We start from the raw sequence: 25,848 nt of genomic DNA on the forward strand, positions 1-25,848 counted from the left end.
GTAACTCATAAACATGAATGTGCCCATAAAGAAATAAAATAAGAACAAGAATCATTTCATATTGAGGAAGGGCTACGCAGAACCGTAAAATCTCCATAAATCTAACAAGCACTCCTATACTTTCATCATACAATAATAAATTAATTTTATAGATATAACAGCGTCATTCTTCCTATAATTGTGCAACCTGATGCACAATTATAGGAAGAATGATTACAGTGGATACTAGATTTAGCCTATTTCTTCGCCAGAAAATACTTGGCAGAGGAACCTCGATCAGCCAGTTTGCCAAAGAAGCTGAAATATCACGGCGGACGTTACACAACTTGCTGGATGGCAGCGTAGCTGAGGCAAAGTTCAAAACACTGCTCAAACTCGCTATCGCTCTCGGCATACACCCTCAAGAGCTACTCAGTCTTTACGTCAAATCGATAGACTTTACCTACGACGATGCCAGCAGCATTTCAGAGCGTGCTGATACCCTCATCAATGGTGATGACATCGGTTTTATCGAAGATATGACCATACCGGATGGCAGCACTGTTTCAGCTTGCGCTACTTTTGAGAAAATCTGGAACATCCAAAACACAGGCTCCGTCCACTGGCAAGGCCGCAGTCTCATCTGTGTCAACGAGCTTCTCGAAGTACGTGGAATGGACGGCAGGCGTGTCATTCATGGCCTTCGGGCAGCGAAGCAGCGCTATCCGGTTCCTGACTTAACCCCTGGTGAACGGGTTGAACTTGCTATCAGATTCACTGCACCTTGCTACCCATGCACGGTTATTTCCTGCTGGAAAATGGTCGACGCCAACGGCGAGCTGTGTTTCCCCAAAAATGAGCCGCTTTCCTGTCTGGTGCGGGTAATCGCGCTCTGACGGGTAAAACCGCTTTCCGCTATACTGCAAGGCAGGCGTGGTTAACGGACAGGAGCAGATGAAAAAACTACCTATTGGCCTGAGCAGCCTGAGCACCATCATTCAGGGTGGCTACACCTATGTGGACAAAACCGCCCTCGTCCACCAACTAGCCACTGCCGGGCAATACTACTTCCTTTCCCGCCCGCGCCGTTTCGGCAAGTCCCTGCTGGTGGATACCCTCAAGGAACTGTTCGAAGGCAATGAACCCCTCTTCCAGGGGCTGGCAATTCACCCGCAATGGGATTGGTCGGCCAGGCACCCGGTAATCTCCATCAGTTTTGCAGAAGGCTTGCTACAAAGCCGCGAACAACTGGACAACAGCATCCGTAACCAGTTACAGCTTAATGCTGAAAAGCTACAGTTAAGCTGTGCCAATGACCGTGATATTGCCGCTTGCCTGGGCGAAATGCTCCGTACTGCGTATACGCGCCATAACCAGCGCGTGGTCGTACTGATCGACGAATACGACAAGCCCATTCTTGATAACCTCACCGATGCGGCCATTGCAGGGGAAATGCGTGATGGCCTGCGCAACCTGTATTCCGTCCTCAAAGGACATGATGCCCATCTTCGCTTTGTCTTCCTAACCGGCGTCAGCAAGTTCTCCAAAGCCTCCATTTTCAGCGGCCTGAACAACCTCAAGGACATCACCCTCGACCCGCGCTACGCCACCCTGTGCGGTTACACCCAAGCAGAACTGGAACACTGTTTCGCCGAACGCCTGCACGACGTTGATCTGCCCAAACTCAAACAGTGGTACAACGGCTACCAATGGCTGGGCGAAGGCGTTTATAACCCGTTCGACATCCTGCTGTTCCTCGACACCGGCAAATCCTACCGCTCGTACTGGTTTGAAACCGGCACGCCCACCTTCCTGCTGAAACTGCTCAAGGATGGCCAATACTACCTGCCGGAACTGGAACAGTTCGCAGTACAGGAAACCCGCCTTGGCAGTTTCGACATGGATGACATGCCAGCCGAAGTGCTGCTGTTCCAAACCGGCTACCTGACCATCCACGAAACCCTGCAAATGGGCAACCAGTTGGGCTTTATACTCGGCTACCCCAACCTGGAGGTCAAACTCAGCCTCAATACCCACCTGCTCAGCTACCTGACCCCACCTGTCAGCCGCGCCGCCCAAATCAGCCTGCAACTCTACCGCCTGCTGGCAAAAACGGATATGGAAGGGCTGCGCGATACGTTCAAGCGCTTTTTCGCAGGCATCCCGCACGACTGGTACAGGAACAACCACCTCGACCAGTACGAAGGCTATTACGCCAGCCTGTTCTACGCCCACATGGTCGCCTGCGGGGCAAATACCATCCCGGAAGATGTCACCTCCGTCGGGCAGATTGACTTGACGGTAATGGTGGAAGGCAGCGTGTTTGTGTTTGAATTCAAGGTAGTCAACACTGACCGGGCGGATGGCAGTGCTTTGGCGCAAATCAAGGCCAAGGGCTATGCGGACAAATACCGGGAGGAGCAGGCGTTATGGCTGGTGGGGGTCGAGTTCAGCAAGCAAACCCGCAACATCGTCGGGTTTGAATGGGAAAGGGGTGATCTCGCTGTAACGGATGCAAGTCCACCAGACCGGGTTCATTGAATACGTATTGCAATACGACCCGCTACGGGATGTAACTCCGTTCACGCCCCTTCCTCCCCGCGCTTCTGATGCAACAACGCCGCCTCCGGCCCCTTCCCCAACATCCTGCCCAACGCCGCCCGTGTGGTCGCCGCCACCGATTCCCGGCTCAAACTGCGTGGCGCAAACAACACCCCCTCCGCAAACTCCCGGTTGATGAACAGCACATCCTCCGCCTGTGGGGTAAAAGCACTGTTACGGCTAACCCGCGCCACCCGCCCCAGATTCACCCCACGCCCATCATCCAGCACCAGCAGGTGTGGGCACAGCTGCCGGTAAGGGTCTGGCCGGGGAAAATCGACAATCGCCAGCAACACCAGCGGTTGGCCGGGAAAATGCACGCCCGCATTGATTTCAGTCGAATTGATTTCCACCACATACACCGGTTGCCCAATCATTCTGCGCAACTTTTCTACTTGCTGATAGTATTCCGGGGTTGGCCACAGGTCATCCGCATGGGTCATGAAAGTTCGCCACTTTATTGTTCAATTCACAGAAAGCTTGTCGTGCTAGGATACGCTTTTACGCCCAGTCACACGAGGCAGGAAAGGCAGCAGTTATGACACAGGATGTACGTCTTGAGCAATTAACCCAGTGGGTCAACAGCCTTCCGGGCTGGGAACACGCCCTATTGGAACCTGCTTCCGCCGATGCCAGTTTCCGCCGTTACTTCCGCGCCCGTGGGGCAGAAGGCACCGTCATCTGCATGGACGCACCGCCGGACAAGGAAGACATCCGCCCCTTTATCGATGTCACCCACCGCCTGCAACTGACTGGCGTGCATGTCCCGCAACTGCTGGCGCAAAACCTGCTGGACGGATTCCTGCTGTTGGAAGACCTGGGCAACACCAGCTACCTTAGCCAACTGAACCCAGAAACCTTCAAGGACTTGTATGCTGACGCCCTGCAAGCCCTATTGCATTTGCAGGAAGCTGATTGCGACCACTTGCCCGCCTACAGTGAACGCCTTCTGCGCACGGAAATGGGGCTGATGCCGGAATGGTTCCTGAAAACCCATTTGGGCTTCAGTGACGCCGACATTCCACACAAGCTGATTCAGCAGACCTTTGAAGACCTGATCGAATCTGCCATCGGCCAACCGGTCAGCTTTGTCCACCGCGATTTCCACAGCCGCAACCTGATGATCACGCAAGAGCATAGCCCCGGCATCATCGACTATCAGGATGCGGTCATTGGCCCTACCACTTACGACCTGGTTTCCCTACTGCGCGACTGCTACATCGTCTGGCCACAAAGCAAGGTGGAATGGTGGGTGGACTGCTACCGCAAGGAAGCCATTTCTGCCGGCATCCTGCCCCCGGTTGACCAGCAAACCTATCTGCAATGGTTTGACCTGATGGGCCTGCAACGCCACCTCAAGGTACTGGGCATTTTTGCCCGCCTCAACCACCGTGACGGCAAGCCCGGATACCTGAATGATTTGCCACTGGTACTCAGTTACGTGCTGGAAATCGGCTCCCGCCACCCCGAAACCAGCGAACTGGTGGAATGGATGCGTAGCGTCGGCATCCCTGACCGTATCGGCACAGTGTATATTCCCGACTGATTCCCATGAAAGCCATGATTCTTGCCGCCGGGCACGGAACCCGGATGCGCCCGCTCACCGACCACACCCCCAAACCGTTGCTTCTCGCTGGCGGCAAGCCCCTGATAGTCTGGCATATCGAAAAACTGGCGCGTGCCGGTTTCCGCGACATTGTGATCAACCTGGCCTGGCTGGGCTGGAAAATCCCACAAGCCCTGGGCGATGGCTCCCGCTGGGATGTCAGATTGCATTATTCCGACGAACAACAGGAAGGCGCGCTGGAAACCGCTGGCGGCATTATCAAGGCACTGCCGCTGCTGGGGAGTGAACCTTTTCTGGTGGTGAATGGCGATGTCTGGTGTGATTACCCTTGCCTGCCGCTTACGCTGGCGAATAATGACCTCGCCCATCTGGTACTGGTCAATAACCCTACGCACCATCCACAGGGGGACTTCGCCCTGCCGGGGCAACGGGTACTGGATGCAGGGGAACCCCGTTACACGTTCAGCGGCATCGGTTACTACCGCCCACAACTGTTTGCAGGCTTGCCTTACGGCAAACGCCCGCTGGCTCCGCTGCTGCGGGAAATCATGGCACAGGAAAAAGTTGGTGGGGAACTGTTCAGCGGTGACTGGCGTGATATCGGTACACCGGAACGGCTGACAGAACTGGATCAGGATTTGCGTGCGCTCATGAGGCAGACGTAATCGGCACACCCAGAAAACGGCTCACGGCCTCCCCCAGCAACGCGGATTCCAGTTTGCACCACGGCGAGTAATGCCCAACGCTATCAGCCTTCAGCAACTGCATAAAATCACCCCACCCACTCCAGCAGGTGGTGGCAACCTCCAGCGGGTCAGGGTACGGCTCATCAGCAGTACGCGCCAGCCACACAGGGCAAATTTCGTTTTCCACGACGCCTTGGTGTTCGCAGCAGTAATGAAAATCCGGCAAGGCTTCTTGCAGATCATGGACATGTATACCCAACTCAACCCACGCCCGCCGCTGAATGGCTTCAGTAACGGACTCCCCTAGAGCCGGATGCCCGCAGCAGGAATTCGACCAGAACCCCGGCCAAGTCAGTTTGCTGAAGCTGCGCTGTTGCAGCAGCAACTTGCCTTGCGGATTAAAGATAAAGGCTGAAAAGCCCCGGTGCAACGGGGTGTGCAGGGTATGCACCAGATACTTGGGCATAGTGCCGAGAACGGCATTGCCCGCATCAACGAGAACGACTTCTTCCACAACAAATCAGGTCGGGTGCACGTATTCCCGTGGGTCGTCACGATAACCACCTTCCACGCCCTTGACGACGATGGCGACAGCATCGTGGGCGTGCAGGCTTTCCATATGGTTCACCCGCAGCCAGAAATCACGCACGGAAATATCATCGTTAAGGGCATTTTTCAAACGCCGGGCGGCATCTTCACAGAACATCAGGTTGGCAGCGTTCAGACGGGCAAATTCCTGCTCATCCTCACGCTTGACGGTGGCTTGTACTGGCGTTTGCAGCGCGCCTTCCACCCGGTCAATCAGGCTGGTGATGGGCAGGTTGCGCACTTTTTCCGCCAGCTTGATCCGCACCTGGGCGATACTGCGCTGGCTATGCGGGGTAGCGCGGATGCCATGGGTAGTCCCTAGCCATTCGTATACACTATCGGCGTCTACCACCCCTGCATCCTGACCAAAGGTTTTGCGGAAACCTTCCTGGATTAACTGGCGCGCCAAGGCAGCCGAACAAGGGCAGGTTGAGGAATAAGGCACTTCCAGGCTCAGTTCCGTGTCGATCTGGCCATTGCGCAGGGTAGCGGCCACCTTGACGGGGTAATTTTTCCAGCCGCTGTTGTCGCTTAGCAGGGAATTACGGCGCTCGAAATAATCAAAGCGGCATTCCAGGTAAGCGGCATCACTCAGCCCCCCATGGGTATCGACGAACTGGGTAATGGTTTCACGCAGCACTTCGGGGGTCAGGTCATGCATCCCGAGGATGTTATCCAGCGCCACATACAGGCGCGACATGTGGATACCCTTGCTGTTGGGGTCGATCAGGTTGACATACGCCTGCACCCGCGCCAGCGTCTGCACCCGATCACCACTGGGGCCACGCAGGAATACCGGCAGTTCGATCTGGCTCATGCCGACCCAGTTGAGTGTACCTTTGGGGCCTGCATGAGGTTGTTTGGCAACGTCAGGCATCACAGCACATGGCAGTTCCTGGCAGGCAATTGTAGACATAATGCGTATTCCTCTTCACTCAGGGCAGGCTTTAATGGCTCCACCGTAGCAGAACGGCTGGCAGTGGGGAAATTTACCTGCCATTCAGCAGCATTTCTGATACTGAACGAACAAACCGCCCATTAAAGGGCTTTCCGTTGAATATGAAAATATCCCAACAGGGAATGATAAACCGGCCAAATGGCGATACTGCTCGGCAGGGATGCCCAATACAACCATCCGCCCTGGCCGCCGCCCCCCGTCACGCCCTGTATCCACAGGTTGACCAGCATGTATAAGCCCATAATGGCAAACAACAGCGCCAACTGCTGGAGGAAGGCTTCCGGCGTCATGCGCAGGCTCAAGCGGACTGCCAGATAAGTGACCAATACATACCCCAGCGCGTGCTGCCCCAGCAGGGAACCGTACAGGGCATCCATGACCAGACCTACGCCAAACACCATGACGAGACCCAGACGGTCACGGATAATCAGCGCCCAATGTATCAAGGTCAAGGCAATCCATTCAGGACGCCAGAAAGACAAATGCTCACCCAACGGAATGACCGCAAGGATAGTGGCGATCAGCAGGGTCAGTAACACAGCACCGGGAAAACGCGGGTCTTTAACGGGCATTGCTTCCCCCCTCATCTGCTGATGCAGGTAACGGGACAGCGGCTTCCTCTCCCGGATTTTTCCACACCAGCAGCACTTCCCGCACGGCTTCGTAATCCACCAGCGGCATCGCCCGCACGGTGGCATCACCACCCTGTTGGAACTGGATGCCGCCCGGGTAAACTTTTGCCACCTTCAGTCCTGGCGGAAACAGCCCGCCCATACCGGAGGAAACGAAAACATCGCCTTCCGCCACCGTACTATTGGCAGGTAAATATTTGATTTCCAGCGGCATACCCCGCCCAAGCCCATTCACCAGCCCACGTTCGCCATTGCGCTGGTTTTGCACCGGGATGGAATGCTCGCGGTCTGCCAGTTGCATGACTGTGGCACTGAAAGGGGTCACATTCACCACCTGCCCATAAATCTTGTCACCATCCAGCACCACCTGGCTTTCGTACACGCCATCGCGGGATCCTTTGTTCAGCGTCACCATGCCACGCACCGGGTCTTTCGCCACTTTGAGGACTTCCGCCATGGAAAAGGAATAAGCGTCACGCGGGGCAGCACTGAGCATTTCACGCATACGCTGGTTTTCAGCCTGGATGGTAGCCATATCCTGCTGTTGGGCTGCGTAGACCTGCGCCTGCTGCTTGAGGACTGCATTTTCCTCGGCCAACTGGCTTTGCACGGAAAAGAAACCGCTAGAACGTTGGTAAAACCGCTGCGGGAAATCGACACTGGCCAGTATCGGGTATACCACCATGGTGGCCAGCGTGCGGACAGGCGCAAGCGCCGCCGGATTCCGGTTATCCACGGCCATCAAAATCAGCGCTCCGAGAACCAGCACCATGAACCGGAATGAGAAACCCGGCGTAGCGTGGTAGTTAATGTCGTTAATGGCCGCCTCCGCTGCCCTGTCAAAGTCTTGTGAGCAGTTGATCAGTCAGTGGCGAGGAAGTTGACGCCTTCTTCTTCCATGATTTCCAGAATTTTGCCGCCACCACGGGCAACACAGGTCAGCGGATCGTCCGCGATCACCACCGGGATACCGGTTTCCTCCATCAACAGGCGATCCAGGTCGCGCAGCAATGCACCGCCACCAGTCAGGACAATACCACGGTCGGCAACGTCGGCAGCCAGTTCCGGCGGGGTCTGCTCCAGCGCGGTCTTGACAGCGCTGACGATACCGAACAATGGCTCCTGCAAGGCTTCGAGGATTTCATTGCTGGTCAGGGTGAAACTGCGCGGCACGCCTTCGGACAGGTTGCGCCCCTTGACTTCAATTTCCAGCAGTTCCTTGCCGGGGTAGGCGGAACCGATTTCGCATTTGATACGTTCTGCGGTCGCCTCACCGATCAACATGCCGTAGTTGCGGCGCACGTAGCTGATGATGGCATCATCCAGACGGTCGCCACCGATACGTACAGAAGCGGAATACACAATGCCACGCAGGGACATAATGGCCACTTCGGAAGTGCCGCCACCAATATCCAGCACCATGGAACCAACCGCCTCATCCACCGGGATGCCAGCGCCAATAGCTGCCGCCATCGGTTCCTCAATCAGGTAAACCTTGCGCGCGCCTGCCCCGAGGGCTGAATCCTTGATCGCGCGGCGTTCCACCTGGGTAGCACCACATGGCACGCAAATCACCACCCGTGGGCTGGGGCGCAGGATACGGCCCGCATCCACCTTGCGGATAAAGTGTTGCAACATTTTTTCGGTGTAGGTGAAATCGGCAATCACCCCGTCTTTCATCGGGCGGATCGCGGTAATGTTTTCCGGGGTGCGGCCCAGCATCTTTTTGGCCTCAACACCAACTGCCTCAATCGACTTGGGGCCGCCGGGGCCGCGATCCTGGCGAATGGCGACGACGGAAGGCTCATCCAGTACGATACCTTTGCCGCGCATGTAAATCAGGGTATTGGCTGTGCCCAGGTCAATGGAAATATCATTGGAAAACAAACCTGAAAGGGCTCTGAACATAATTTGGTAAATCCGGCTTAAGCTAAATAAATGGGGTACGGTAACACATCCAGGGTGCTTGTCGTTTTTGCATAAAAAGACCACCCTTGGGCGGCCCCCAAAATAATCCGCTAAATGTAGCAATCACGACCACTTTGGGCAAGCCGGGTTGTGTGATAAGTTCACGTTCCGGCCAAAACAGGCGACTTTTTACCAGATTGGCCAAGGTTTAGAAAGCCATTGCCCCACTTATAGTAGAATGGATGACATGTCAGCAGATACATTAAAACGGTTTATGCTCGAAAACGCCCATGTACGCGGCGAATGGTTGCACCTGAACCATACCTGGCAGGATATGCTAACCCGCGCGGACTACCCGCCCTTTGTCAGGAAGGTACTGGGTGAAGCCCTGACCGCCGCCGTCCTGCTGGCTGCCACCATCAAGCATGATGGCGCGCTGACCCTGCAAATACGCGGTGATGGCCCCATTCACCTGCTGGTCATTCAGGCAACCGCGCAGGGAACAGTGCGCGGCCTTGCCCAATGGAACCGGGAAACTGACTCGACCGCCCTGCCCGACCTGTTCGGCGAGGCCAATATGGCCATCACTCTGGAATCGCGCCACAGCAACGAGCGTTACCAAAGCCTGATCCCGTTGGAAGGCGAATCCTTAAGCCAGGCGCTGGAAAGTTATTTCGCCCGTTCCGAACAACTCCCCACCCGCCTGTGGCTGATGTCGGATGACGCCATTGCAGCGGGCATCCTGTTGCAGCGCCTGCCGCAGGAACAGGCCAGCGACGAAGACTGGGGGCGCGTTTCCATGCTGCTCGACACCCTGACCAGCGCCGAACTGACGCACCTGGCGGCGGAAGACGTGCTGTTCCGCCTGTTCCACGAAGAAAATGTGCGCCTGTTTGATGGCAAGGAAATCCGCTTCCATTGCGGTTGCAACCGCGACAAGGTGGAAAGCATGATCCGCTCCCTCGGTCAGGCCGAAGCCGAAAACGTGCTGGAAGAGCAGGGAAAAATCGAGATTATTTGCGAATTCTGCAACGCCAGTTATACGCTGGATGCTGTCGACATCGGGCAGTTGTTTAAGCCATCAATGCCCGGCAGCGACACCCTGCACTGACCATTAACCGAATAACAACTGAAAACCTGGAAACCTCATGCGTGTTTTGATCGTTTACGCCCACCCCAACCCTGCCAGCTTCAACCATGCGATGCTGGAATACTGCCAGCGCGGCCTCTTGGAAGGCGGCCACGAAGTGCGGGTCAAAGACCTGTACGCTGAAGATTTCGACCCGGTATTACGGGCATCCGACCTTGCTGTCCTGCAAACCGGCGTAATTCCGGAGAAAATCCGCCGTGAGCAGGAAGACCTGCTGTGGGCCAATGGGCTGGTATTCATTTACCCGCTATGGTGGTTTGATCGCCCCGCCATCCTCAAAGGCTGGTTTGACCATGTACTGACCAATGGCACCGCGTTTGAGTATTCGCAGGAAGGTGTGAAAGGCTTGCTGCAACACCAACGCGCGCTGGTGCTGATTACGGCGGGCGGCTCGGAAGACTTTTTCCGCAAAACCGACGCCGAACACCTGATCTACCGCCCGGTAACGGATGGCACATTAGCTTTCTGCGGGCTTCAGGATGTGCGCCACAGCATTTACTACAATGTCCCTGCCCTGAGCGATGCGGAGCGGGCGGGCATTCTGGATAACATTGCCAGCATGGGGCGTGACTTCGCGTGCTGAACCATCAATTCCACGGCGAAGCGGATGGCAGGCCGCCACTGGTCGTGCTGCATGGCCTGCTGGGTTCGCTGGATAACTGGAATACCTTTGCCCGCAGCCAAACGGGCAAACGCAGCGTGTTGGCGGTAGACCTGCGCAACCATGGCGGCTCGCCGCATGTGGAAGGCATGTCCTACCGGCAAATGGCGGATGACCTGCTGGAATTGCTGGATGCGCTAGCGATTGCGCGGTTTGACCTGATGGGGCATTCCATGGGCGGCAAGGCTGCCATGACACTGGCCTTGCAACAACCCGACCTGATCCAGCGCCTGCTGGTGGTGGATATTGCCCCCAAAACCTACCCGCCGCGCCATCAGGCATTGCTGCAAGCCATGCTCACCATGCCGCTGGCGGAACTCGGCAGCCGCAAACAGGCAGATGAATGGCTCGCACCAACCGTCAAACACCCGTTTGAGCGCGGTTTCCTGCTCAAGAACCTGGGGCGCAACCGCGCTGGCCGTTTTTACTGGCAATGCAACCTGCCCGAAATCGCCCGCCATTACCTGAAAATTTCCGGCTTCCCGGCCAGTGACGTGCAATGCGCCGCGCCCGCCCTGTTCATCCACGGTGGGCAGTCGGATTATGTGGCGGAAACAGACCGGCAACTGATCCGGCAGCATTTCCCTGCTGCCGAACTGGCCGTGATTGAGGCAGCAGGGCATCTGCCACATGTGCAGACGCCTGCTGAATTTATTACGCTAGTGGAAAGTTTTCTGGACTAGACCAGCATGTGCCGGTAAGTATTCACCCGGCTTGACCAGCCCGCCATCCAGCGGCGCTCGTTGCGTGCAGGCGGCGAATTCCTGACCCGGCGATCCAGTACCCGTATGGCAGCGTCGGCAAATTCGTGCAACGCCTGTTGGCCAGGGCGGCTGGGGCGCATTTCTTCCAGCACCTGCAACAAGCCCCAGTTCTGGCCATTGTAGCCACCGCTGCGGTTCAAGCCTTCACCCTTGAAATTGGTGTAATCAATCAGCGCATACCAACCGCCGGGGGTATTGGCAACGGCGTTCAGGTTCCTGGCAACATGTGAGCGCAGGTGATCCGGCGTTGTCATGATCAGTTTGGGCATGGCACGGCGGGTACGGTCAACAATGAATTGCGCCTGCAACATGCGGGTCTGGTAGAGGAAATCTTTCAGTTCCTGAACCTGCGGCGTATGTTTAGCTACCATCATCTGCCCCTTGCTATGCCAAGGCGCGCCATTGCGTGGCAACCAGGCAGGAATCCGCACGCCGCGCTCCTGCATGTAGCTCAGCAATTCCGGGAAAGTACTGCCAAAACGCCCACTGCGCCCCACCGGATACCAGGTAAAATGGCCAATCCCCATGGAGGCGAAATCCTCCCCATCATTCCAATGCACCAACTTATCAATATCCCCGCCACCTTCATTTTTGAAAATCTGGTCGCCGATCACCCGTAGTTCAACCGGTGACAGCTCCGGCATTCCACCATGGGCATAATTGCTGGGGCGGCTGACATTCTGGGAAGCATAATGGGAACCATAGGAAGCGTTCTGCGCTGCTGGGTTGTGCATCACAAAGATGGGTTCGCTGGAATCAGAGTAACCGGTGCTATGCTGGGAAATGGAGGCTGTGCTGGCTCCCCGGACTGACTGGGTAGCAGGGCTGCACGCAGACAAGCCGACACTGGCAAAGCCCGCGAACAAAAGGGCGGCTCTTTTTTTCATTCTTGGTTGTCTCCTCGTTATTTTTATTATTTGCCTAGATTATCAAGGCAATAAGACAATTCGCTTTATTATTTTGATCAGACTATAAGTGAAATTGGCCCGTCGGGAAATCACGACCCGACGAGCGCCACAAAAAAGCAAAGCATGAAAAAAGATTCGCCATTAATAACGGATCAAACGCCAGGATAGCGGTAAGTATTGACGCGGTTTGACCAGCCCGCCATCCAGCGGGCCTCGTTGCGGGCAGGAGGAGAATTACGCACCCGACGCGCCAGCACTTGGGTCGCCGCGTCAGCAAAGGCGTGCAGGGCTGGCTGTCCTGGCTGGCTAGGTTGCATTTGCTCCAACACTTGCAGCAAGCCCCAGTTCTGCCCGTTGTAACCACCGTTGACATTCAAGCCTTCGCCCTTGAAATTGACGTAATCCACCAGCGCATACCAGCCACCGGGGGTATTGGCAATCGCGTTCAGGTTTTGCGCCACCCGTGCACGCGAATGCTGCGGGGCCGTACCCACCAGTTGCGGCATGGCCCGGCGGGCGCGTTCCACGATGTAGGCTGCCTGCAACATGCGGGTCTGGTAAAGCAAGTTTTGCAGTTCCTGCACCTGACCGCTGCGCTTGGCCTGCATCAGCTCGGCCTTGCTGCGCCAGGGAGCACCTTGGTAACGCGCCTGTTGCACCCAGCCCGGCAGTTGCACGCCATTGGTTTGCAAGTACCCCAGCATATCGGGGAAGGTATTGCCAAAACGCTGCGCCCTGCCAGCTGGATACCAAGTGAAATGCCCCAAGCCCATGGAAGCAAAGTTCTCCCCATCATTCCAGTGCACCAACTTGCCAGGGTCGCCACCACTTTCATTGCGGAAAATCCAGTCAGCGATCAGATGCAACTCGGCGTTGGATAATTGCGGCATTTGCCCGCGGGCAGACACTTGTGGGGAAACAGCATAACTTGCCGTATTGACACCATTACGCCCACCACTGGATTGCGCAACACGGGAAGATTTGGGCTTGCTCTTGGTAGCAACAGTTGTTTTTTTGCCAAACAACAGCTCCTCAGTCTCATCTTCCCTGACGGAATGGGTAGTCTGGCTACACCCAGACATCCCCATGAAAAAACTTACTGCACACAATGTTGCCCACGCTTGCTTGCGCATGTTGTTCGCCCCCGTATTGCCAGCCTTGAAATATTGATTTATTGGTGGCTAACAAAATAAGGTCGCGCAACTTTACCTATCCTTAATAAATAAATTTAATCAAAAAGAATGGGGAATAAAATATCTGTTACTGTATAAAAATTTGCCGGTAAGACACATAGGCACTGGCAAACAGCCAAGGCACTACCACCAGCAAACCCAACAACAGGGAAATGGCTCCAGCAATCACCAGCAACAAGGCCAGCAGCAGATAGAATATCAACGGCAAGGGATTACGCAGGCAACCTTTGAAACTCATGGTTAACGCCTGAAAAACAGGCACATTATTGAGCGCCACCAACTGGGTCGCAAACCAGAACAACATCATGATAAAAATCAACAAAATAACGCCAATGGCAATCAGGCCAGTATTCATTCCGTTTAACAAATCTTCGGGCTTCAGGGTTTCGCCATGCAGGGTATCCATGTTCATACCCACGAACGCCCCGCCAATAATAATGCCGAACAGGAACATGATGCCCAGCGTCAGCGCCCCTAGCCCCAACAAAGGCGCAACTTTTTCCTTGAACCCGGCGAACAGATGGTCAAAGCGCAAAGCTTCGCCCCCTGCAACCGCCCGCGCGCCCATCAGGATCCCCCCCGTAAACACCGGCCCCAATAAGGTTGAAGCAACATCACCCAGACCGGGGACAAGCCCCAAAACGAACTGGATGCCAAACAAACCGATGGTGATCAATATCCATACACCCAGGTTATTTTTCACCATTGGCCAGCTGTCGGATAACCAGGACAAAGCAGAACCAGCAGCCACCGAACGCGGCTCAGGCAACAAGATCATGCTGCTGGCAGGCACGGGCGGCGGGGTAACATCGGCCTTGGGCGGTTGGTAAGGATTATTATTGTCACTCATGGGGCTTCACTCCTGATCTATTATTTGCCTAATTGCCCCGATTATAGCCCCTTTCGGAGAAATTCCTGCAATAACCCCCGCCATTCCGTCTTAAAAACAGACGGGCGGAAGGCTACTGCACCCCAAAACCCAAGCTTTACTGAAACTCCTGACCATGAGACGAAAACTTCTACATAGCTTCTTAGCTGATAAAACTGACCGCTTATCAAAATCACCCCATAATGCCTTGGATCAAGACATATAATGGATGCATTCTCATCCATAGTTTTTATGTCGGAAAATATTATGAATACTATAGAAGAAATTGCGAAAAAAACTGCTTGGGAAAAGATGAATCCCGGCTTATCAATCACCGAAACACCGTTCTTGAACCAACCGAATGACTTTGAGGTCAGTGATGATGATGCAATTTCTTATCTAAATTCCATTATAGAAGAAGGGTATCTCAGAGCTGACTCATTAATACCAGAAATCGAAGCAAAGCTGATTGCAGAAGCAATCGAAAAAATAGTTAAGTCAGGCTTACCGCCGATATTTATCTATGTCTACGACGAGGTTTGGCAAATTTTTAAAAGATTATCACAGTTGGTCACGCCTATTCTGGATGAAAACTATAAGATTACTATCGCAGGCATGTGGGCATGGCGGATTGATAAGAAGGGGGAGGGCTTTTCAATACATCGGGATAACTATGCCAAAGATACCCGCGATGATGGACGCCCGGCGCATTTGACCATTTGGATCCCGTTTACTGATGCCACGCCCCACAATAGCTGCATGTATATGCTACCGATTCATTTGGATCCCAATTATCCTGACAATTTAACCAGGAAAGTCATCACGGATTATAGCGATATACGTGCTTTGCCTGCCAAGGCAGGTTCGGTACTGGCTTGGAACGCTAATATTATTCATTGGGGTTCCAAAAGCAGTAAACTCGCTGAACATCCGCGAATTTCGATAGCGATGGATTTTGCACGGGCTGATGCAGACATGTCTGCCGAGAATTTGGCTTATTTTGCGAGTGGGCCAGACTTAAACACGGATAAATCCGCACCTTTAACATTTGAGCAACGTCTTAATGCCATTGGTGAATCTATTTGGTTTTATAAGAATAGGGTTCGGCAGTACCATGCTGACAAAGCAGATTTATTATTTCGGTTCTGCCAAGACTATTCGATTACCCGGCCAGTCATCAATTTACCAGGAAACGATACTGCATCAATACACAACGACGTAAAACAGGAAATGAAGCCTGCAAACATATCAGCGTCTACTGAGCCAAGCGATAAAAATAAAATTGCACACTCGAATAAGGAGTCTTTTAGTTTGAAGCCAGCAAGAAAATGCATCATCAAGGATTGTGATGGGCAAGGTTTTGGGGTTTACGCAACAGCCAAAATTTCTGCTAAAGAGTTGATTGAAGAGTGCCATTTAATGCCCCCCATTACACAAGATGATTTCAATAATTGCTCAACTGCATTCCCTATCGATAGTTTTATTTATCGACTGGAAAATGGCGAAAAGGAACGGGTGGTCGCATTAGGTTTTGCCAACATTTACCGGCACAGCAGCCATCAATACAATGCCGCCTGGATACAGCATGATACGGCTAGAGCCTTTCAGTTTTACGCTTTGCGCGACATCGAGCCAGGCGAGGAAATTAGAATTAACTACGCAATGGGAAAAACGGGTCTGAAAGAGCTGATTCCACCGCGCAAAGTCGAAGTCAGAGAAAGCCCGAACAAAGGTTTTGGTGTATTTGCCATTGAAGATATTCATGAGGGCGAGGTAATTGAGGATTGTGCAGTTAAGCATTTAGGTGAAGAGTTATCAGCTGGCAATGCTTTTGCAGATTATCGTTTTAACTACCCGAAAGGAGTAGGCTCCAAAAAACGGGTACTGACGATGGGTTTGGGGGGGGTATTTAATCACGCTGATGATAATAATGCTTATTGGATCAATCACCCGCATCTGGAAAACGTTTTTCGTTTTGTGGCTAAACGCCATATTACTGCTGGTGAAGAGGTGTGTACTTCCTATGGCGGTAATAGTTACTGGGAAGGGCAAAATATAAAACCCGTTTGATTGGTAGACGTAGATATGCCGAATATAACCACTATCGCCATGGGCGAACGCATTCCCAAAGTCATACACCAAACGTATTACACCAAAACTAACCTGCCGGTTCCCTTGCAAGAGAATATCAACAGGATCAGGTTACTCAACCCCGGCTGGGAACACCGGCTCTACGATGATGCGGATATTGAGGGCATCATCCTGCAACACTATGGGCAGGATATGCTGGATATCTATCACCTGATAGACCCCGCCTACGGAGCCGCCCGAGCTGACCTGTTCAGATACCTGCTGATCTACGCGCAAGGCGGCGTTTACCTTGACATGAAAAGCACCACCACCCGCCCGCTGGATGAAGTGTTGTGGCCGGATGACCACTATATCCTCTCCAAATGGGATGGCAACAAATATTACGGCTGGGGGCTACACCCGGAACTGGCCGGGATTGAACGCGGAGAATTCCAGCAATGGCATGTCATAGCGGCAGCTGGCCACCCCTTCCTGCATGCAGTTCTTGAACAGGTCGTCCGCAATATTTTGCACTACAAAGCAGCCACTATCGGCGTCGGGTTCAAAGGGGTCATCCGCACAACCGGCCCGCTTGCCTACACTTTCGCAATTGAAGCCATCCGCCCCCTCCACCCTTATCGTCAGGTCGAAATTGAGCATGACTTGGGCGTTATCTACAGCATTTACGATTCCAGCAGCGCAGACCGCAACAAAAACCACCGCCAGATTTCCAAAAAACACTACACCGAACTGGACATCCCGCTAATCAAATACAATCCGCAACAAGCAGCCTGACCAACTTGGTTTTAGGGTACATCCAGATGGCTGGAGGCTACCCACACCAACCACAACACCGGAATGCCAATCAGGGTAGTAAAAGTGAAAAAGCCTGGGTAGCCAATTGCATCCACAATGGTTCCCGAATAACCACCAATCGTTTTTGGAAACAGGGTCATCAGCGAGCTGAACAACGCATACTGTACTGCCGTAAACGACACACTGGTCAGGGATGACATAAAGGCAACAAACGCAGCACTAGCGAACCCCGCCGCCAGATTATCTGCCGTTACCGCCGTATACATGACCGGCACATCATGCCCCGCATACGCCAGCCACACGAACACCAGATTGGTGAAAGCAGTCAGGACTGCCCCCAGCATCAGGGTGCGCATCACCCCGTAACGGGTGGCAAACAGACCACCCAGAAAACCACCTGCGATGCTCACCACCACACCGAACGTTTTCACCGCCGTAGCGATTTCCGGCTTGCTGAAACCCAAATCCTGGTAAAACACATTGGAAATGACACCCGGCACAATGTCAGTAATACGGTACAAACCAATCAGCGCCAGTAATAGCAACGCGGTTTTCATTCCATACCGCTGGAAAAAGTCCTTGATCGGCTCCAGCCAAGTATCCCGCGCCATTCCCCGATTGACCACTCCCATGGATACCAGTAGCCAGCCAACCAGAGCAGCAACCGCAATCGCCAGCGTAAAGTGTATCGCCTCCAACCCAAAACCGACGAATGCATCCCCACCTGCCGCTGCCTGCAAACCTGCGAACCAGTCACTGCTGAAAAAAAATGCCGCCACAAACCCGCCTGCCGCACAAGCGAACACCAATACCAGCCGGGAATAATCCATGACCGCATAATGATGCCGGTCTGACTGCCGGTGCTCGGGTTCGGGGATAACCAGTGTGGTCACAACGCCTACCAGCATGGTCGCGGCCATGGCGAAATAAGTCCAACGCCAAGCCGTATAAAGGTAATGCCCTTTCTCAGACCCCAGCCAAGCAGCCAGGAACAAAGCCCCTGCCCCCGCCACGATCATACCCAGCCGGTAACCCGCGATATAGGTCGATGACATCATCGCCTGCAAACGGGTTTCCACCGCCTCTATCCGGTAAGCATCAATGACAATATCCTGGGTTGCCGACGAAAACCCCAACAAAACCGCTGCCAGCGCCATCAGCGTCAGATTTTGCTGCCCCGCTGCCGGGTCAATAGACCCCATCAACACAATCGCCAACATGATGGATGCCTGCGCCAACAGCAACCATGCCCGACGTTTGCCCAGTGCTGCGGTCAACACCGGCAATGGCAACTTGTCGACCAGCGGTGCCCACACAAACTTGAACGAATACCCCAGCGCCGCCCAACTGAAAAACGTCACCGCTTTGCGCTCGACCCCCGCCTCCCCCAACCACAGCGACAGAGAAGAAAAAATCAGCAGGATCGGAATACCTGCCGAAAAACCCAGGAACAACATCGTGATAACGCGCGGATGTAGAAAAGACCGCAGGGATTCAGCCCACCCCAGCGGCGGTGTCGTGGAAGCTTCAGTCATGTAACGGATACCTTGCTGATGTTGTGCATTTATGACAAGGACTGCATCATCAACGAAACGTTCCCGCTTGTAAACGCGAAAAACTCCCTGCGGCAAACCGCTTGTAAGTGAGTTTGCAACACTCATCCTCCCTCAAACGGCATTTTTCAGACCTTGATACATACTCTTGAGCACACCACCGGTACAGCTACATAAAAATCCTGGGGCGTAAAGGATTTATTCCTGATGACAGCTATGGCTACGGACATGCCGGATATGGATTTCCGACATCCCGCATCTCTTTTTGGACTCTCAAACTGTCATTACGGAATAAAAAGAGCGGCTGAAATGACTTCAGCCACGACTTTTTAATGAGCAAAGGAGCATAAAATGCTTAATACAACATACGGCCCAAATTCGATGAGCAACAACTCAATCATCAGCGGGCAAGGTAGCAATACAAGTTCAACATCCGGTTCTGGCTCTTCTACTTCCAGCATGGGCGGTGGTTCAACTGGAATGCCAGGGATGAGCGGCGACACCACCGCACTCTTGATGAATCTCCTGAACATGATTTTGCAATTATTGCAGCAAATGCAAGGTAACCAGGGCGGCAACCAAGGCAACCAAGATGGTGACAATGGCAGCTGCGGTCAGAACGGTTCTGGTAGCGGTAACGGCACTGGCGGCTCCAGCGGCAGCACTGGCGGCTCCAACGGCAGCGGCAGCACTGGCGGCTCTACCGGCAGCGGCAGCACTGGCGGCTCTACCGGCAGCGGCAGCACTGGCGGCTCTACCGGCAGCGGCAGCACTGGCGGCTCCAACGGCAGCGGCAGCACTGGCGGCTCTACCGGCAGCGGCAGCACTGGCGGCTCTACCGGCAGCGGCAGCACTGGCGGCTCTACCGGCAGCGGTCACGGTCATGGCATGGGCAGCACTGGCGGCTCCAACGGCAGCGGCAGCACTGGCGGCTCTACCGGCAGCGGCAGCACTGGCGGCTCTACCGGCAGCGGTCACGGTCATGGCATGGGCGGCACTGGCGGCTCCAACGGCAGCGGCAGCACTGGCGGCTCTACCGGCAGCGGCAGCACTGGCGGCTCTACCGGCAGCGGTCACGGTCATGGCATGGGCGGCACTGGCGGCTCCAACGGCAGCGGCAGCACTGGCGGCTCTACCGGCAGCGGCAGCACTGGCGGCTCTACCGGCAGCGGTCACGGTCATGGCATGGGCGGCACTGGCGGCTCCAACGGCAGCGGCAGCACTGGCGGCTCCAACGGCAGCAACAATGGCGTAGGTCATGGCCACGGTGGCAACAATGGCGTAGGTCATGGCCACGGTGGCAACAATGGCGTAGGTCATGGCCACGGTGGCGCAACTGGCGCAACTGGCGCAACTGGCGCAACTGGCCCTGCAGGCAAGGATGGCGCTAACGGCAAAGACGGCGCAACTGGCCCTGCTGGCAAAGATGGCGCTAACGGCAAAGACGGCGCAACTGGCCCTGCTGGCAAAGATGGCGCTAACGGCAAAGACGGCGCAACTGGCCCTGCTGGCAAAGATGGCGCTAACGGCAAAGATGGCGCAACTGGCCCTGCTGGCAAAGATGGCGCTAACGGCAAAGATGGCGCAACTGGCCCTGCTGGCAAAGATGGCGCTAACGGTAAGGACGGCGCAACTGGCCCTGCTGGCAAAGATGGCGCTAACGGTAAGGACGGCGCAACTGGCCCTGCTGGCAAAGACGGCACTAACGGCAAAGATGGCGTCGACGGTAAGGACGGCACCAACGGCAAAGATGGCGTCGACGGTAAGGACGGTGCAACTGGCCCTGCTGGCAAAGATGGCACCAACGGCAAAGATGGCGTCGACGGTAAGGACGGCACCAACGGCAAAGATGGCGTCGACGGTAAGGACGGCACCAACGGCAAAGATGGCGTCGACGGTAAGGACGGTGCAACTGGCCCTGCTGGCAAAGATGGCACCAACGGCAAAGATGGCGTCGACGGTAAGGACGGCACCAACGGCAAAGATGGCGTCGACGGTAAGGACGGCACCAACGGCAAAGATGGCGTCGACGGTAAGGACGGCACCAACGGCAAAGATGGCGTCGACGGTAAGGACGGTGCAACTGGCCCTGCTGGCAAAGATGGCACCAACGGCAAAGATGGCGTCGACGGTAAGGACGGTGCAACTGGCCCTGCTGGCAAAGATGGCACCAACGGCAAAGATGGCGTCGACGGTAAGGACGGTGCAACTGGCCCTGCTGGCAAAGATGGCACCAACGGCAAAGATGGCGTCGACGGTAAGGACGGTGCAACTGGCCCTGCTGGCAAAGATGGCACCAACGGCAAAGATGGCGTCGACGGTAAGGACGGTGCAACTGGCCCTGCTGGCAAAGATGGCACCAACGGCAAAGATGGCGTCGACGGTAAGGACGGCACCAACGGCAAAGATGGCGTCGACGGTAAGGACGGCAAAGACGGTGCTACCGGCGCAACTGGTTCCAACGGTGCTGACGGCAAAGACGGTGCTACTGGCGCTCAAGGCGCAACTGGTGCCAACGGTGCTGATGGCAAAGACGGTGCTACCGGCGCAACTGGTGCCAACGGCGCAACAGGTACAGCGGGTCAAGGATTCTTTGATTGGTTCTCTGAAAATGTTGGCGATGTTGACGGTAACGGCTCTACCGACGCACTTGACGTCCAAGCTTGGCTGAAAGGTGACAAGGGCGACACTGGCGCAACTGGCGCTAACGGTGCTGATGGCAAAGACGGTGCTGACGGCAAAGACGGCGCAACTGGTGCCACCGGCGCAACTGGCGCTAACGGTGCTGATGGCAAAGACGGTGCTGACGGCAAAGACGGCGCAACTGGTGCCACCGGCGCAACTGGCGCTAACGGTGCTGATGGCAAAGACGGCGTTGACGGCAAAGACGGCGCAACTGGCGCTAACGGTGCTGATGGCAAAGACGGTGCTGACGGCAAAGACGGCGCTGATGGCAAAGACGGCAAAGACGGCGTTGACGGCAAAGACGGCAAAGACGGCGTTGACGGCAAAGACGGCGCAACTGGCGCTAACGGTGCTGACGGCAAAGACGGTGCTGACGGCAAAGACGGTGCTGACGGCAAAGACGGCGCTGATGGCAAAGACGGCAAAGACGGCGTTGACGGCAAAGACGGCGCAACTGGCGCTAACGGTGCTGACGGCAAAGACGGCGCAACTGGCGCTAACGGTGCTGACGGCAAAGACGGCGCAACTGGTGCCACCGGCGCAACTGGCGCTAACGGTGCTGATGGCAAAGACGGTGCTGACGGCAAAGACGGCGCAACTGGTGCCACCGGCGCAACTGGCACTAACGGTGCTGATGGCAAAGACGGCGCTGACGGCAAAGACGGCGCTAACGGTGCTGATGGCAAAGACGGCGTTGACGGCAAAGACGGCGCAACTGGCGCTAACGGCGCTGACGGCAAAGACGGCAAAGACGGCGCAACTGGTGCCACCGGCGCTAACGGTGCAACTGGTGCAACTGGTGCAACTGGTGCAACTGGTGCAACTGGTGCAACTGGTGCAACTGGTGCAACTGGTGCAACTGGTGCAACTGGTGCAACTGGTGCAACTGGTGCAACTGGTGCAACTGGCAACACCATGCCACCCATGCTCCAACCTGGCGACCACATGGGTAAAGCCAACAATGGTAAGGACGTGAAGCTGACCGACTGGAGCGGAGCCAATGACCAAAACGTAACGCTTTGGAAAAACTTCGGCGACGGTAAAGGTGACATCGTATACAGCGACTTCCGTAAACTGGACGATGGCTCCTGGGTTGCATCAGCCGGTAAAGAGTGGAGCTACTCCACTAATAGCTGGAAAAATGTAACCGACCAGAATGGTGATGGTTATGTACTGAAAATCGGTACACAAAATGCAGATGGTAGCTTCTCTTTCTGGGCAGATACCTCTTCATCCGCCACCTTTGACGGCAAGCTGTATTAATAGCCGCGCCTTCAATACAGACTAGATATTTTATCTGATCTGGAAACCCGGCTTCTGTAACAGGAAGCCGGGTTTTTAATTTGGGAAAATAAAATCTTTCCGATAAGCAAAAACAAATAACAGATGTCTGGAATGGTATTAACTCTTTGTAATTGCTAATGTCAAGTTCAAGAGGACAACCCATACAAAACCAAGAGGATACGCCATGCGATTCAGTATTTTCACCACCACGCACACACCGGGTTTTATTAGTGAAGCACTCAATTCACTGACAGCCCAGACCTTTATCGACCGATAACGGGTGGCAGTTCTCCTTAGGGAGGCTGCCGCTTTTCTTTGACAACCGGAGGAATCAACAATGAATGCAATCAAACCCAGTATTTGCCTGAACATGATTGTCAAAAACGAATCTGAAACCATCACCCGTTGCTTTGATAGCATCAAGAATTTCATCGACTACTGGGTAATCAGTGACACAGGTTCTACTGACGGCACCCAGCAGGTCATCACCGATTATTTCAAACAGCACAACATTCCTGGCCTACTGATCGAAAACGAGTGGAAAAATTTTGGTTACAACCGAACTGTGGCGATAGAACACGCATTGGGAAAAACCGATTATATCCTGATCATGGATGCAGACGACTTTCTTTCCAAAAGTGATACCTTCCGTTTCAACAAGTTGTCAGCAGATTGCTACATGCTGAAAATGCAGCGTAATGGTTTTTCCTATTACAACAACCGCCTTGTCCGTGGCAACCTACCCTGGAAATGGCATGGCGTCTTACATGAATACCTCGACTGCCCCTTACCCCACAAAAGCGAGCAGTTGCCCGGCGACTATGCCATCCAGTCCACCACGGATGGCTCCCGCAGCCAAAACCCGGACAAATACAAAAACGACATCAAAGTGCTTGAAGCTGGGTTACAGGAAGAGCCAAACAATGCCCGCTACCAGTTTTATCTTGCCCAAAGTTACCGCGATGATGGCAACTTTGAGCAAGCCATCATCCAATACCAGAAACGCGCTGACATGGGCGGTTGGTCGGAAGAAGTCTTTTACTCCCTGCTGGAAGTTGCCCACAACAAACGTAGAACAGGAGTCTCGAATTTGGAAGTCATCGATGCCTATCTCAAAGCCCACCTATACCGCCCGCAACGGTTGGAAGCCTTGTATGAAGCCATCAGAATCTGCCGCCAGAATCGATATTTCCAGCTCGGCTACCAACTTGGCCACACGATCAAGCAAACACCCCTCCCGGACGATGTATTGTTCCTCAGCAAATCCGTGTATGAGTGGGAATTGCTTGATGAGCTTTCCATATGCGCTGTATACGCCAGCCACCCAAAGGAAGCTGCCAACATGATGGAAACAATCCTGCGCTCCCCCAGCTTGCCAGAAGAACAAAAGCCCCGGCTAAAAAGCAATCTGGAGTTTGCCCGTAGTCGCCTGCAAAACTGAAATGAGGAGCCCAAACATGCCCGTAACAAAACCAATATCTGTGACAATGCCTGTTACATTCCAGTTCGGAATTGTGTGGCTCCACTTATCCGAAAAAACAACACATGGATAAACCCGACACATGACCTATTGCCCAACAAAGCCCAAACTCATAAAGGTCTACAATCAATATCAGGTTGGCTTTGGGATGAAAACCCTCGAGGAATCCACGCTGGCAATTATTGGTCTGGGCTATGTTGGCCTTCCCTTAGCTGTCGAATTTGGCAAACACTGCCCAACCCTGGGGTTTGACATCAACCCCGCACGCATACAGGAATTGAAATCAGGCCAAGACCACACGCTGGAAGTCACTCCTGACGAACTCCAGCAAGCAACCCGGTTGCATTACACCGACCAGCTGAATGACTTGCGCGACGCCAATGTTTTCATTGTCACCGTCCCCACCCCCATTGATGAACACAAACGCCCTGACCTTTCCTCCCTGATCAAGGCCAGCAAGAGCCTTGGCAGCATCATCAAACCCGGTGATATTGTCATTTTTGAATCCACAGTCTACCCCGGCGCAACGGAGGAAGACTGCATCCCGGTCATCGAGCAGGTTTCCGGGCTGCGCTATAACGTGGATTTCTTTGCCGGTTACTCCCCTGAACGTATCAATCCGGGTGACAAGGAACACCGCCTTACCTGTATCCGCAAGGTTACCTCAGGCTCCACCCCCGAGGCTGCGGCGTTTGTCGATGCGCTTTACAGCAGTGTCATTACTGCCGGTACCCATTTGGCCCCCAGCATCAAGGTGGCGGAAGCTGCCAAGGTCATCGAAAACACTCAGCGCGACCTGAACATTGCCCTGATCAACGAACTGGCCATCATCTTCAACCGCATGGGCATCGACACCGAAGCGGTACTGCAAGCCGCCGGTACCAAATGGAATTTTCTGCCATTCCGCCCTGGCTTGGTCGGCGGGCACTGCATCGGCGTAGACCCTTACTACCTGACCCACAAGGCCAAATCACTGGGTTACCACCCGGAAGTCATCCTCGCCGGACGCCGCATCAATGATGGCATGGGTGCTTACGTAGCCGCCCAAGCCATCAAAGCCATGGTCAAAAAGCGCATCCAGGTGGAAGGCGCGAAAGTGCTCATCATGGGGCTGACATTCAAGGAAAACTGCCCGGATTTGCGCAACAGCCGCGTGATCGACATCATCAAGGAACTGCGTGAATACAATATTGAAACCGATGTTTACGACCCTTGGGTTAACGCCGCCGAAGCCATGCGCGAATACGCCATTAACCCGCTCAACACCTTACAGGATGGGCATTACGACGGCATTATCCTTGCTGTCGCACACGCGCAATTCAAGGCAATGGGTAGCGATGGAATCCATCGCCTGGGGCGAACCCAACATGTGGTATACGACCTGAAGCACATACTGCCCCCATACAGTGCGGATCTGCGCTTGTAACTAGACCGCTCAGCTTAAAAATGCCCTTTGTTGGCGAAAATTCATTTTATAGCCATTTTCAGCAGGGTATC

Annotated in this window: 23 protein-coding genes; 12 read left to right on the forward strand and 11 right to left on the reverse strand. The window is 54.4% G+C overall.

Features of this window, described 5'->3' with window-relative positions; all coding sequences use genetic code 11:
- The first annotated feature begins 209 nt into the window (after nt 1–209).
- On the forward strand, nt 210–875 hold the full coding sequence (locus THINI_RS08815) for an NBR1-Ig-like domain-containing protein (RefSeq protein ID WP_002708250.1): 666 nt from the start codon (nt 210–212) through the stop codon (nt 873–875).
- Between the two features lie 58 nt (nt 876–933).
- Entirely contained in the window at nt 934–2,520 is a 1,587-nt protein-coding gene (locus THINI_RS08820; RefSeq protein ID WP_002708251.1) for an ATP-binding protein, read from the forward strand.
- 41 nt (nt 2,521–2,561) lie between these two features.
- On the opposite strand, the gene THINI_RS08825 is transcribed toward THINI_RS08820, so the two are convergent.
- Nucleotides 2,562–3,023 carry a hypothetical protein gene (locus THINI_RS08825; RefSeq protein WP_002708252.1) on the reverse strand — a complete coding sequence of 154 codons (462 nt, stop codon included), beginning with the start codon at nt 3,021–3,023 and terminating at the stop codon, nt 2,562–2,564.
- A 95-nt stretch (nt 3,024–3,118) separates the two neighbouring features.
- Between THINI_RS08825 and THINI_RS08830 the strand changes: the two genes are divergently transcribed.
- Together THINI_RS08830 and murU are read left to right on the forward strand one after the other, a co-directional pair.
- Entirely contained in the window at nt 3,119–4,126 is a 1,008-nt protein-coding gene (locus THINI_RS08830; protein ID WP_002708253.1) for an aminoglycoside phosphotransferase family protein, read from the forward strand.
- Between the two features lie 5 nt (nt 4,127–4,131).
- The gene (gene murU, locus THINI_RS08835) at nt 4,132–4,812 is read left to right on the forward strand and encodes an N-acetylmuramate alpha-1-phosphate uridylyltransferase MurU (RefSeq protein WP_002708254.1); all 681 of its coding nucleotides are present in this window, start codon (nt 4,132–4,134) and stop codon (nt 4,810–4,812) included.
- Here murU and idi read toward each other — a convergent pair.
- The 5 genes from idi to THINI_RS08860 all read right to left on the reverse strand — a co-directional run bounded on the left by idi (nt 4,796) and on the right by THINI_RS08860 (nt 8,919).
- Nucleotides 4,796–5,347, reverse strand: a complete 552-nt coding sequence (idi, locus tag THINI_RS08840; RefSeq protein WP_002708255.1) for an isopentenyl-diphosphate Delta-isomerase — start codon at nt 5,345–5,347, stop codon at nt 4,796–4,798. The two genes, murU and idi, sit on opposite strands and share 17 nt — an antisense overlap.
- A gap of 6 nt (nt 5,348–5,353) precedes the next feature.
- Nucleotides 5,354–6,337 carry a GTP cyclohydrolase FolE2 gene (gene folE2 / locus THINI_RS08845; protein WP_002708256.1) on the reverse strand — a complete coding sequence of 328 codons (984 nt, stop codon included), beginning with the start codon at nt 6,335–6,337 and terminating at the stop codon, nt 5,354–5,356.
- Between the two features lie 122 nt (nt 6,338–6,459).
- The gene (gene mreD, locus THINI_RS08850) at nt 6,460–6,951 is read right to left on the reverse strand and encodes a rod shape-determining protein MreD (protein WP_002708257.1); all 492 of its coding nucleotides are present in this window, start codon (nt 6,949–6,951) and stop codon (nt 6,460–6,462) included.
- Complete coding sequence (gene mreC, locus THINI_RS08855) at nt 6,941–7,876, reverse strand: rod shape-determining protein MreC (RefSeq protein ID WP_342610125.1); 936 nt, start codon at nt 7,874–7,876, stop codon at nt 6,941–6,943. Before mreC ends, mreD begins: the two co-directional genes overlap by 11 nt.
- Nucleotides 7,873–8,919 (reverse strand): rod shape-determining protein, encoded by a 1,047-nt coding sequence (locus THINI_RS08860; RefSeq protein WP_002708259.1) that lies wholly within the window; start codon nt 8,917–8,919, stop codon nt 7,873–7,875. The genes mreC and THINI_RS08860 overlap by 4 nt, the downstream gene beginning before the upstream one ends.
- A 247-nt stretch (nt 8,920–9,166) precedes the next feature.
- On the opposite strand from THINI_RS08860, the gene hslO reads away from it, so the two are divergent.
- From hslO to THINI_RS08875, 3 genes are read left to right on the forward strand one after another with little or no spacing between them, the layout of a single operon-like run.
- The gene (hslO, locus tag THINI_RS08865) at nt 9,167–10,030 is read left to right on the forward strand and encodes an Hsp33 family molecular chaperone HslO (protein WP_002708260.1); all 864 of its coding nucleotides are present in this window, start codon (nt 9,167–9,169) and stop codon (nt 10,028–10,030) included.
- 37 nt (nt 10,031–10,067) lie between these two features.
- Nucleotides 10,068–10,652, forward strand: a complete 585-nt coding sequence (locus THINI_RS08870; protein WP_002708261.1) for an NAD(P)H-dependent oxidoreductase — start codon at nt 10,068–10,070, stop codon at nt 10,650–10,652.
- The gene (locus THINI_RS08875) at nt 10,646–11,413 is read left to right on the forward strand and encodes an alpha/beta fold hydrolase (RefSeq protein WP_002708262.1); all 768 of its coding nucleotides are present in this window, start codon (nt 10,646–10,648) and stop codon (nt 11,411–11,413) included. The genes THINI_RS08870 and THINI_RS08875 overlap by 7 nt, the downstream gene beginning before the upstream one ends.
- Here THINI_RS08875 and THINI_RS08880 read toward each other — a convergent pair.
- The 3 genes from THINI_RS08880 to THINI_RS08890 form a co-directional block, all read right to left on the reverse strand.
- Nucleotides 11,410–12,381, reverse strand: a complete 972-nt coding sequence (locus THINI_RS08880; protein WP_002708263.1) for a hypothetical protein — start codon at nt 12,379–12,381, stop codon at nt 11,410–11,412. The two genes, THINI_RS08875 and THINI_RS08880, sit on opposite strands and share 4 nt — an antisense overlap.
- A gap of 173 nt (nt 12,382–12,554) precedes the next feature.
- Complete coding sequence (locus THINI_RS08885) at nt 12,555–13,535, reverse strand: hypothetical protein (RefSeq protein WP_002708264.1); 981 nt, start codon at nt 13,533–13,535, stop codon at nt 12,555–12,557.
- A 127-nt stretch (nt 13,536–13,662) separates the two neighbouring features.
- Entirely contained in the window at nt 13,663–14,445 is a 783-nt protein-coding gene (locus THINI_RS08890; protein ID WP_002708265.1) for a BPSS1780 family membrane protein, read from the reverse strand.
- Nucleotides 14,446–14,730: 285 nt separating this feature from the next.
- Between THINI_RS08890 and THINI_RS08895 the strand changes: the two genes are divergently transcribed.
- Both THINI_RS08895 and THINI_RS08900 read left to right on the forward strand, forming a co-directional pair.
- Nucleotides 14,731–16,533 carry an SET domain-containing protein-lysine N-methyltransferase gene (locus THINI_RS08895; protein ID WP_040839316.1) on the forward strand — a complete coding sequence of 601 codons (1,803 nt, stop codon included), beginning with the start codon at nt 14,731–14,733 and terminating at the stop codon, nt 16,531–16,533.
- Nucleotides 16,534–16,548: 15 nt separating this feature from the next.
- Nucleotides 16,549–17,328 carry a glycosyltransferase family 32 protein gene (locus tag THINI_RS08900; RefSeq protein ID WP_002708267.1) on the forward strand — a complete coding sequence of 260 codons (780 nt, stop codon included), beginning with the start codon at nt 16,549–16,551 and terminating at the stop codon, nt 17,326–17,328.
- 11 nt (nt 17,329–17,339) lie between these two features.
- Here THINI_RS08900 and THINI_RS08905 read toward each other — a convergent pair whose 3' ends face one another.
- Both THINI_RS08905 and THINI_RS25130 read right to left on the reverse strand, forming a co-directional pair.
- A complete protein-coding gene (locus tag THINI_RS08905) occupies nt 17,340–18,884 on the reverse strand; it encodes an AmpG family muropeptide MFS transporter (RefSeq protein ID WP_040840380.1) in 1,545 nt (514 codons plus the stop codon).
- Nucleotides 18,885–19,231: 347 nt separating this feature from the next.
- Nucleotides 19,232–19,405: a hypothetical protein gene (locus THINI_RS25130; protein ID WP_154724386.1), complete on the reverse strand. Its 174-nt coding sequence runs from the start codon at nt 19,403–19,405 to the stop codon at nt 19,232–19,234.
- Between the two features lie 484 nt (nt 19,406–19,889).
- Here THINI_RS25130 and THINI_RS27000 point away from each other — a divergent pair, with 484 nt between their 5' ends.
- From THINI_RS27000 to tviB, 3 genes are all read left to right on the forward strand, one after another.
- Nucleotides 19,890–22,850, forward strand: a complete 2,961-nt coding sequence (locus tag THINI_RS27000) for a hypothetical protein (RefSeq protein ID WP_081485811.1) — start codon at nt 19,890–19,892, stop codon at nt 22,848–22,850.
- A gap of 358 nt (nt 22,851–23,208) precedes the next feature.
- Nucleotides 23,209–24,312, forward strand: a complete 1,104-nt coding sequence (locus THINI_RS08920; protein WP_002708271.1) for a glycosyltransferase — start codon at nt 23,209–23,211, stop codon at nt 24,310–24,312.
- 187 nt (nt 24,313–24,499) lie between these two features.
- The gene (gene tviB, locus THINI_RS08925; RefSeq protein ID WP_040839318.1) at nt 24,500–25,777 is read left to right on the forward strand and encodes a Vi polysaccharide biosynthesis UDP-N-acetylglucosamine C-6 dehydrogenase TviB; all 1,278 of its coding nucleotides are present in this window, start codon (nt 24,500–24,502) and stop codon (nt 25,775–25,777) included.
- Nucleotides 25,778–25,848: the final 71 nt, after the last annotated feature.

This window comes from Thiothrix nivea DSM 5205 (assembly GCF_000260135.1).
GTDB classification, from domain to species: Bacteria; Pseudomonadota; Gammaproteobacteria; order Thiotrichales; family Thiotrichaceae; genus Thiothrix; species Thiothrix nivea.

Bases quoted from the DNA above. Each gene is read 5' to 3' on its own strand.
- THINI_RS08870 (WP_002708261.1), top strand. From the start codon at position 10,068: ATGCGTGTTTTGATCGTTTACGCCCACCCCAACCCTGCCAGCTTCAAC.
- tviB (WP_040839318.1), top strand. From the start codon at position 24,500: ATGAAAACCCTCGAGGAATCCACGCTGGCAATTATTGGTCTGGGCTAT.
- THINI_RS08895 (WP_040839316.1), top strand. From the start codon at position 14,731: ATGAATACTATAGAAGAAATTGCGAAAAAAACTGCTTGGGAAAAGATG.
- THINI_RS27000 (WP_081485811.1), top strand. From the start codon at position 19,890: ATGGGCGGCACTGGCGGCTCCAACGGCAGCGGCAGCACTGGCGGCTCT.
- THINI_RS08825 (WP_002708252.1), bottom strand. From the start codon at position 3,023: ATGACCCATGCGGATGACCTGTGGCCAACCCCGGAATACTATCAGCAA.
- murU (WP_002708254.1), top strand. From the start codon at position 4,132: ATGAAAGCCATGATTCTTGCCGCCGGGCACGGAACCCGGATGCGCCCG.
- mreD (WP_002708257.1), bottom strand. From the start codon at position 6,951: ATGCCCGTTAAAGACCCGCGTTTTCCCGGTGCTGTGTTACTGACCCTG.
- THINI_RS08830 (WP_002708253.1), top strand. From the start codon at position 3,119: ATGACACAGGATGTACGTCTTGAGCAATTAACCCAGTGGGTCAACAGC.
- THINI_RS08905 (WP_040840380.1), bottom strand. From the start codon at position 18,884: ATGACTGAAGCTTCCACGACACCGCCGCTGGGGTGGGCTGAATCCCTG.
- THINI_RS08880 (WP_002708263.1), bottom strand. From the start codon at position 12,381: ATGAAAAAAAGAGCCGCCCTTTTGTTCGCGGGCTTTGCCAGTGTCGGC.
- THINI_RS08900 (WP_002708267.1), top strand. From the start codon at position 16,549: ATGCCGAATATAACCACTATCGCCATGGGCGAACGCATTCCCAAAGTC.
- THINI_RS08890 (WP_002708265.1), bottom strand. From the start codon at position 14,445: ATGAGTGACAATAATAATCCTTACCAACCGCCCAAGGCCGATGTTACC.
- THINI_RS08815 (WP_002708250.1), top strand. From the start codon at position 210: ATGATTACAGTGGATACTAGATTTAGCCTATTTCTTCGCCAGAAAATA.
- hslO (WP_002708260.1), top strand. From the start codon at position 9,167: ATGTCAGCAGATACATTAAAACGGTTTATGCTCGAAAACGCCCATGTA.
- THINI_RS08885 (WP_002708264.1), bottom strand. From the start codon at position 13,535: ATGCGCAAGCAAGCGTGGGCAACATTGTGTGCAGTAAGTTTTTTCATG.
- THINI_RS08920 (WP_002708271.1), top strand. From the start codon at position 23,209: ATGAATGCAATCAAACCCAGTATTTGCCTGAACATGATTGTCAAAAAC.
- THINI_RS08860 (WP_002708259.1), bottom strand. From the start codon at position 8,919: ATGTTCAGAGCCCTTTCAGGTTTGTTTTCCAATGATATTTCCATTGAC.
- folE2 (WP_002708256.1), bottom strand. From the start codon at position 6,337: ATGTCTACAATTGCCTGCCAGGAACTGCCATGTGCTGTGATGCCTGAC.
- THINI_RS08820 (WP_002708251.1), top strand. From the start codon at position 934: ATGAAAAAACTACCTATTGGCCTGAGCAGCCTGAGCACCATCATTCAG.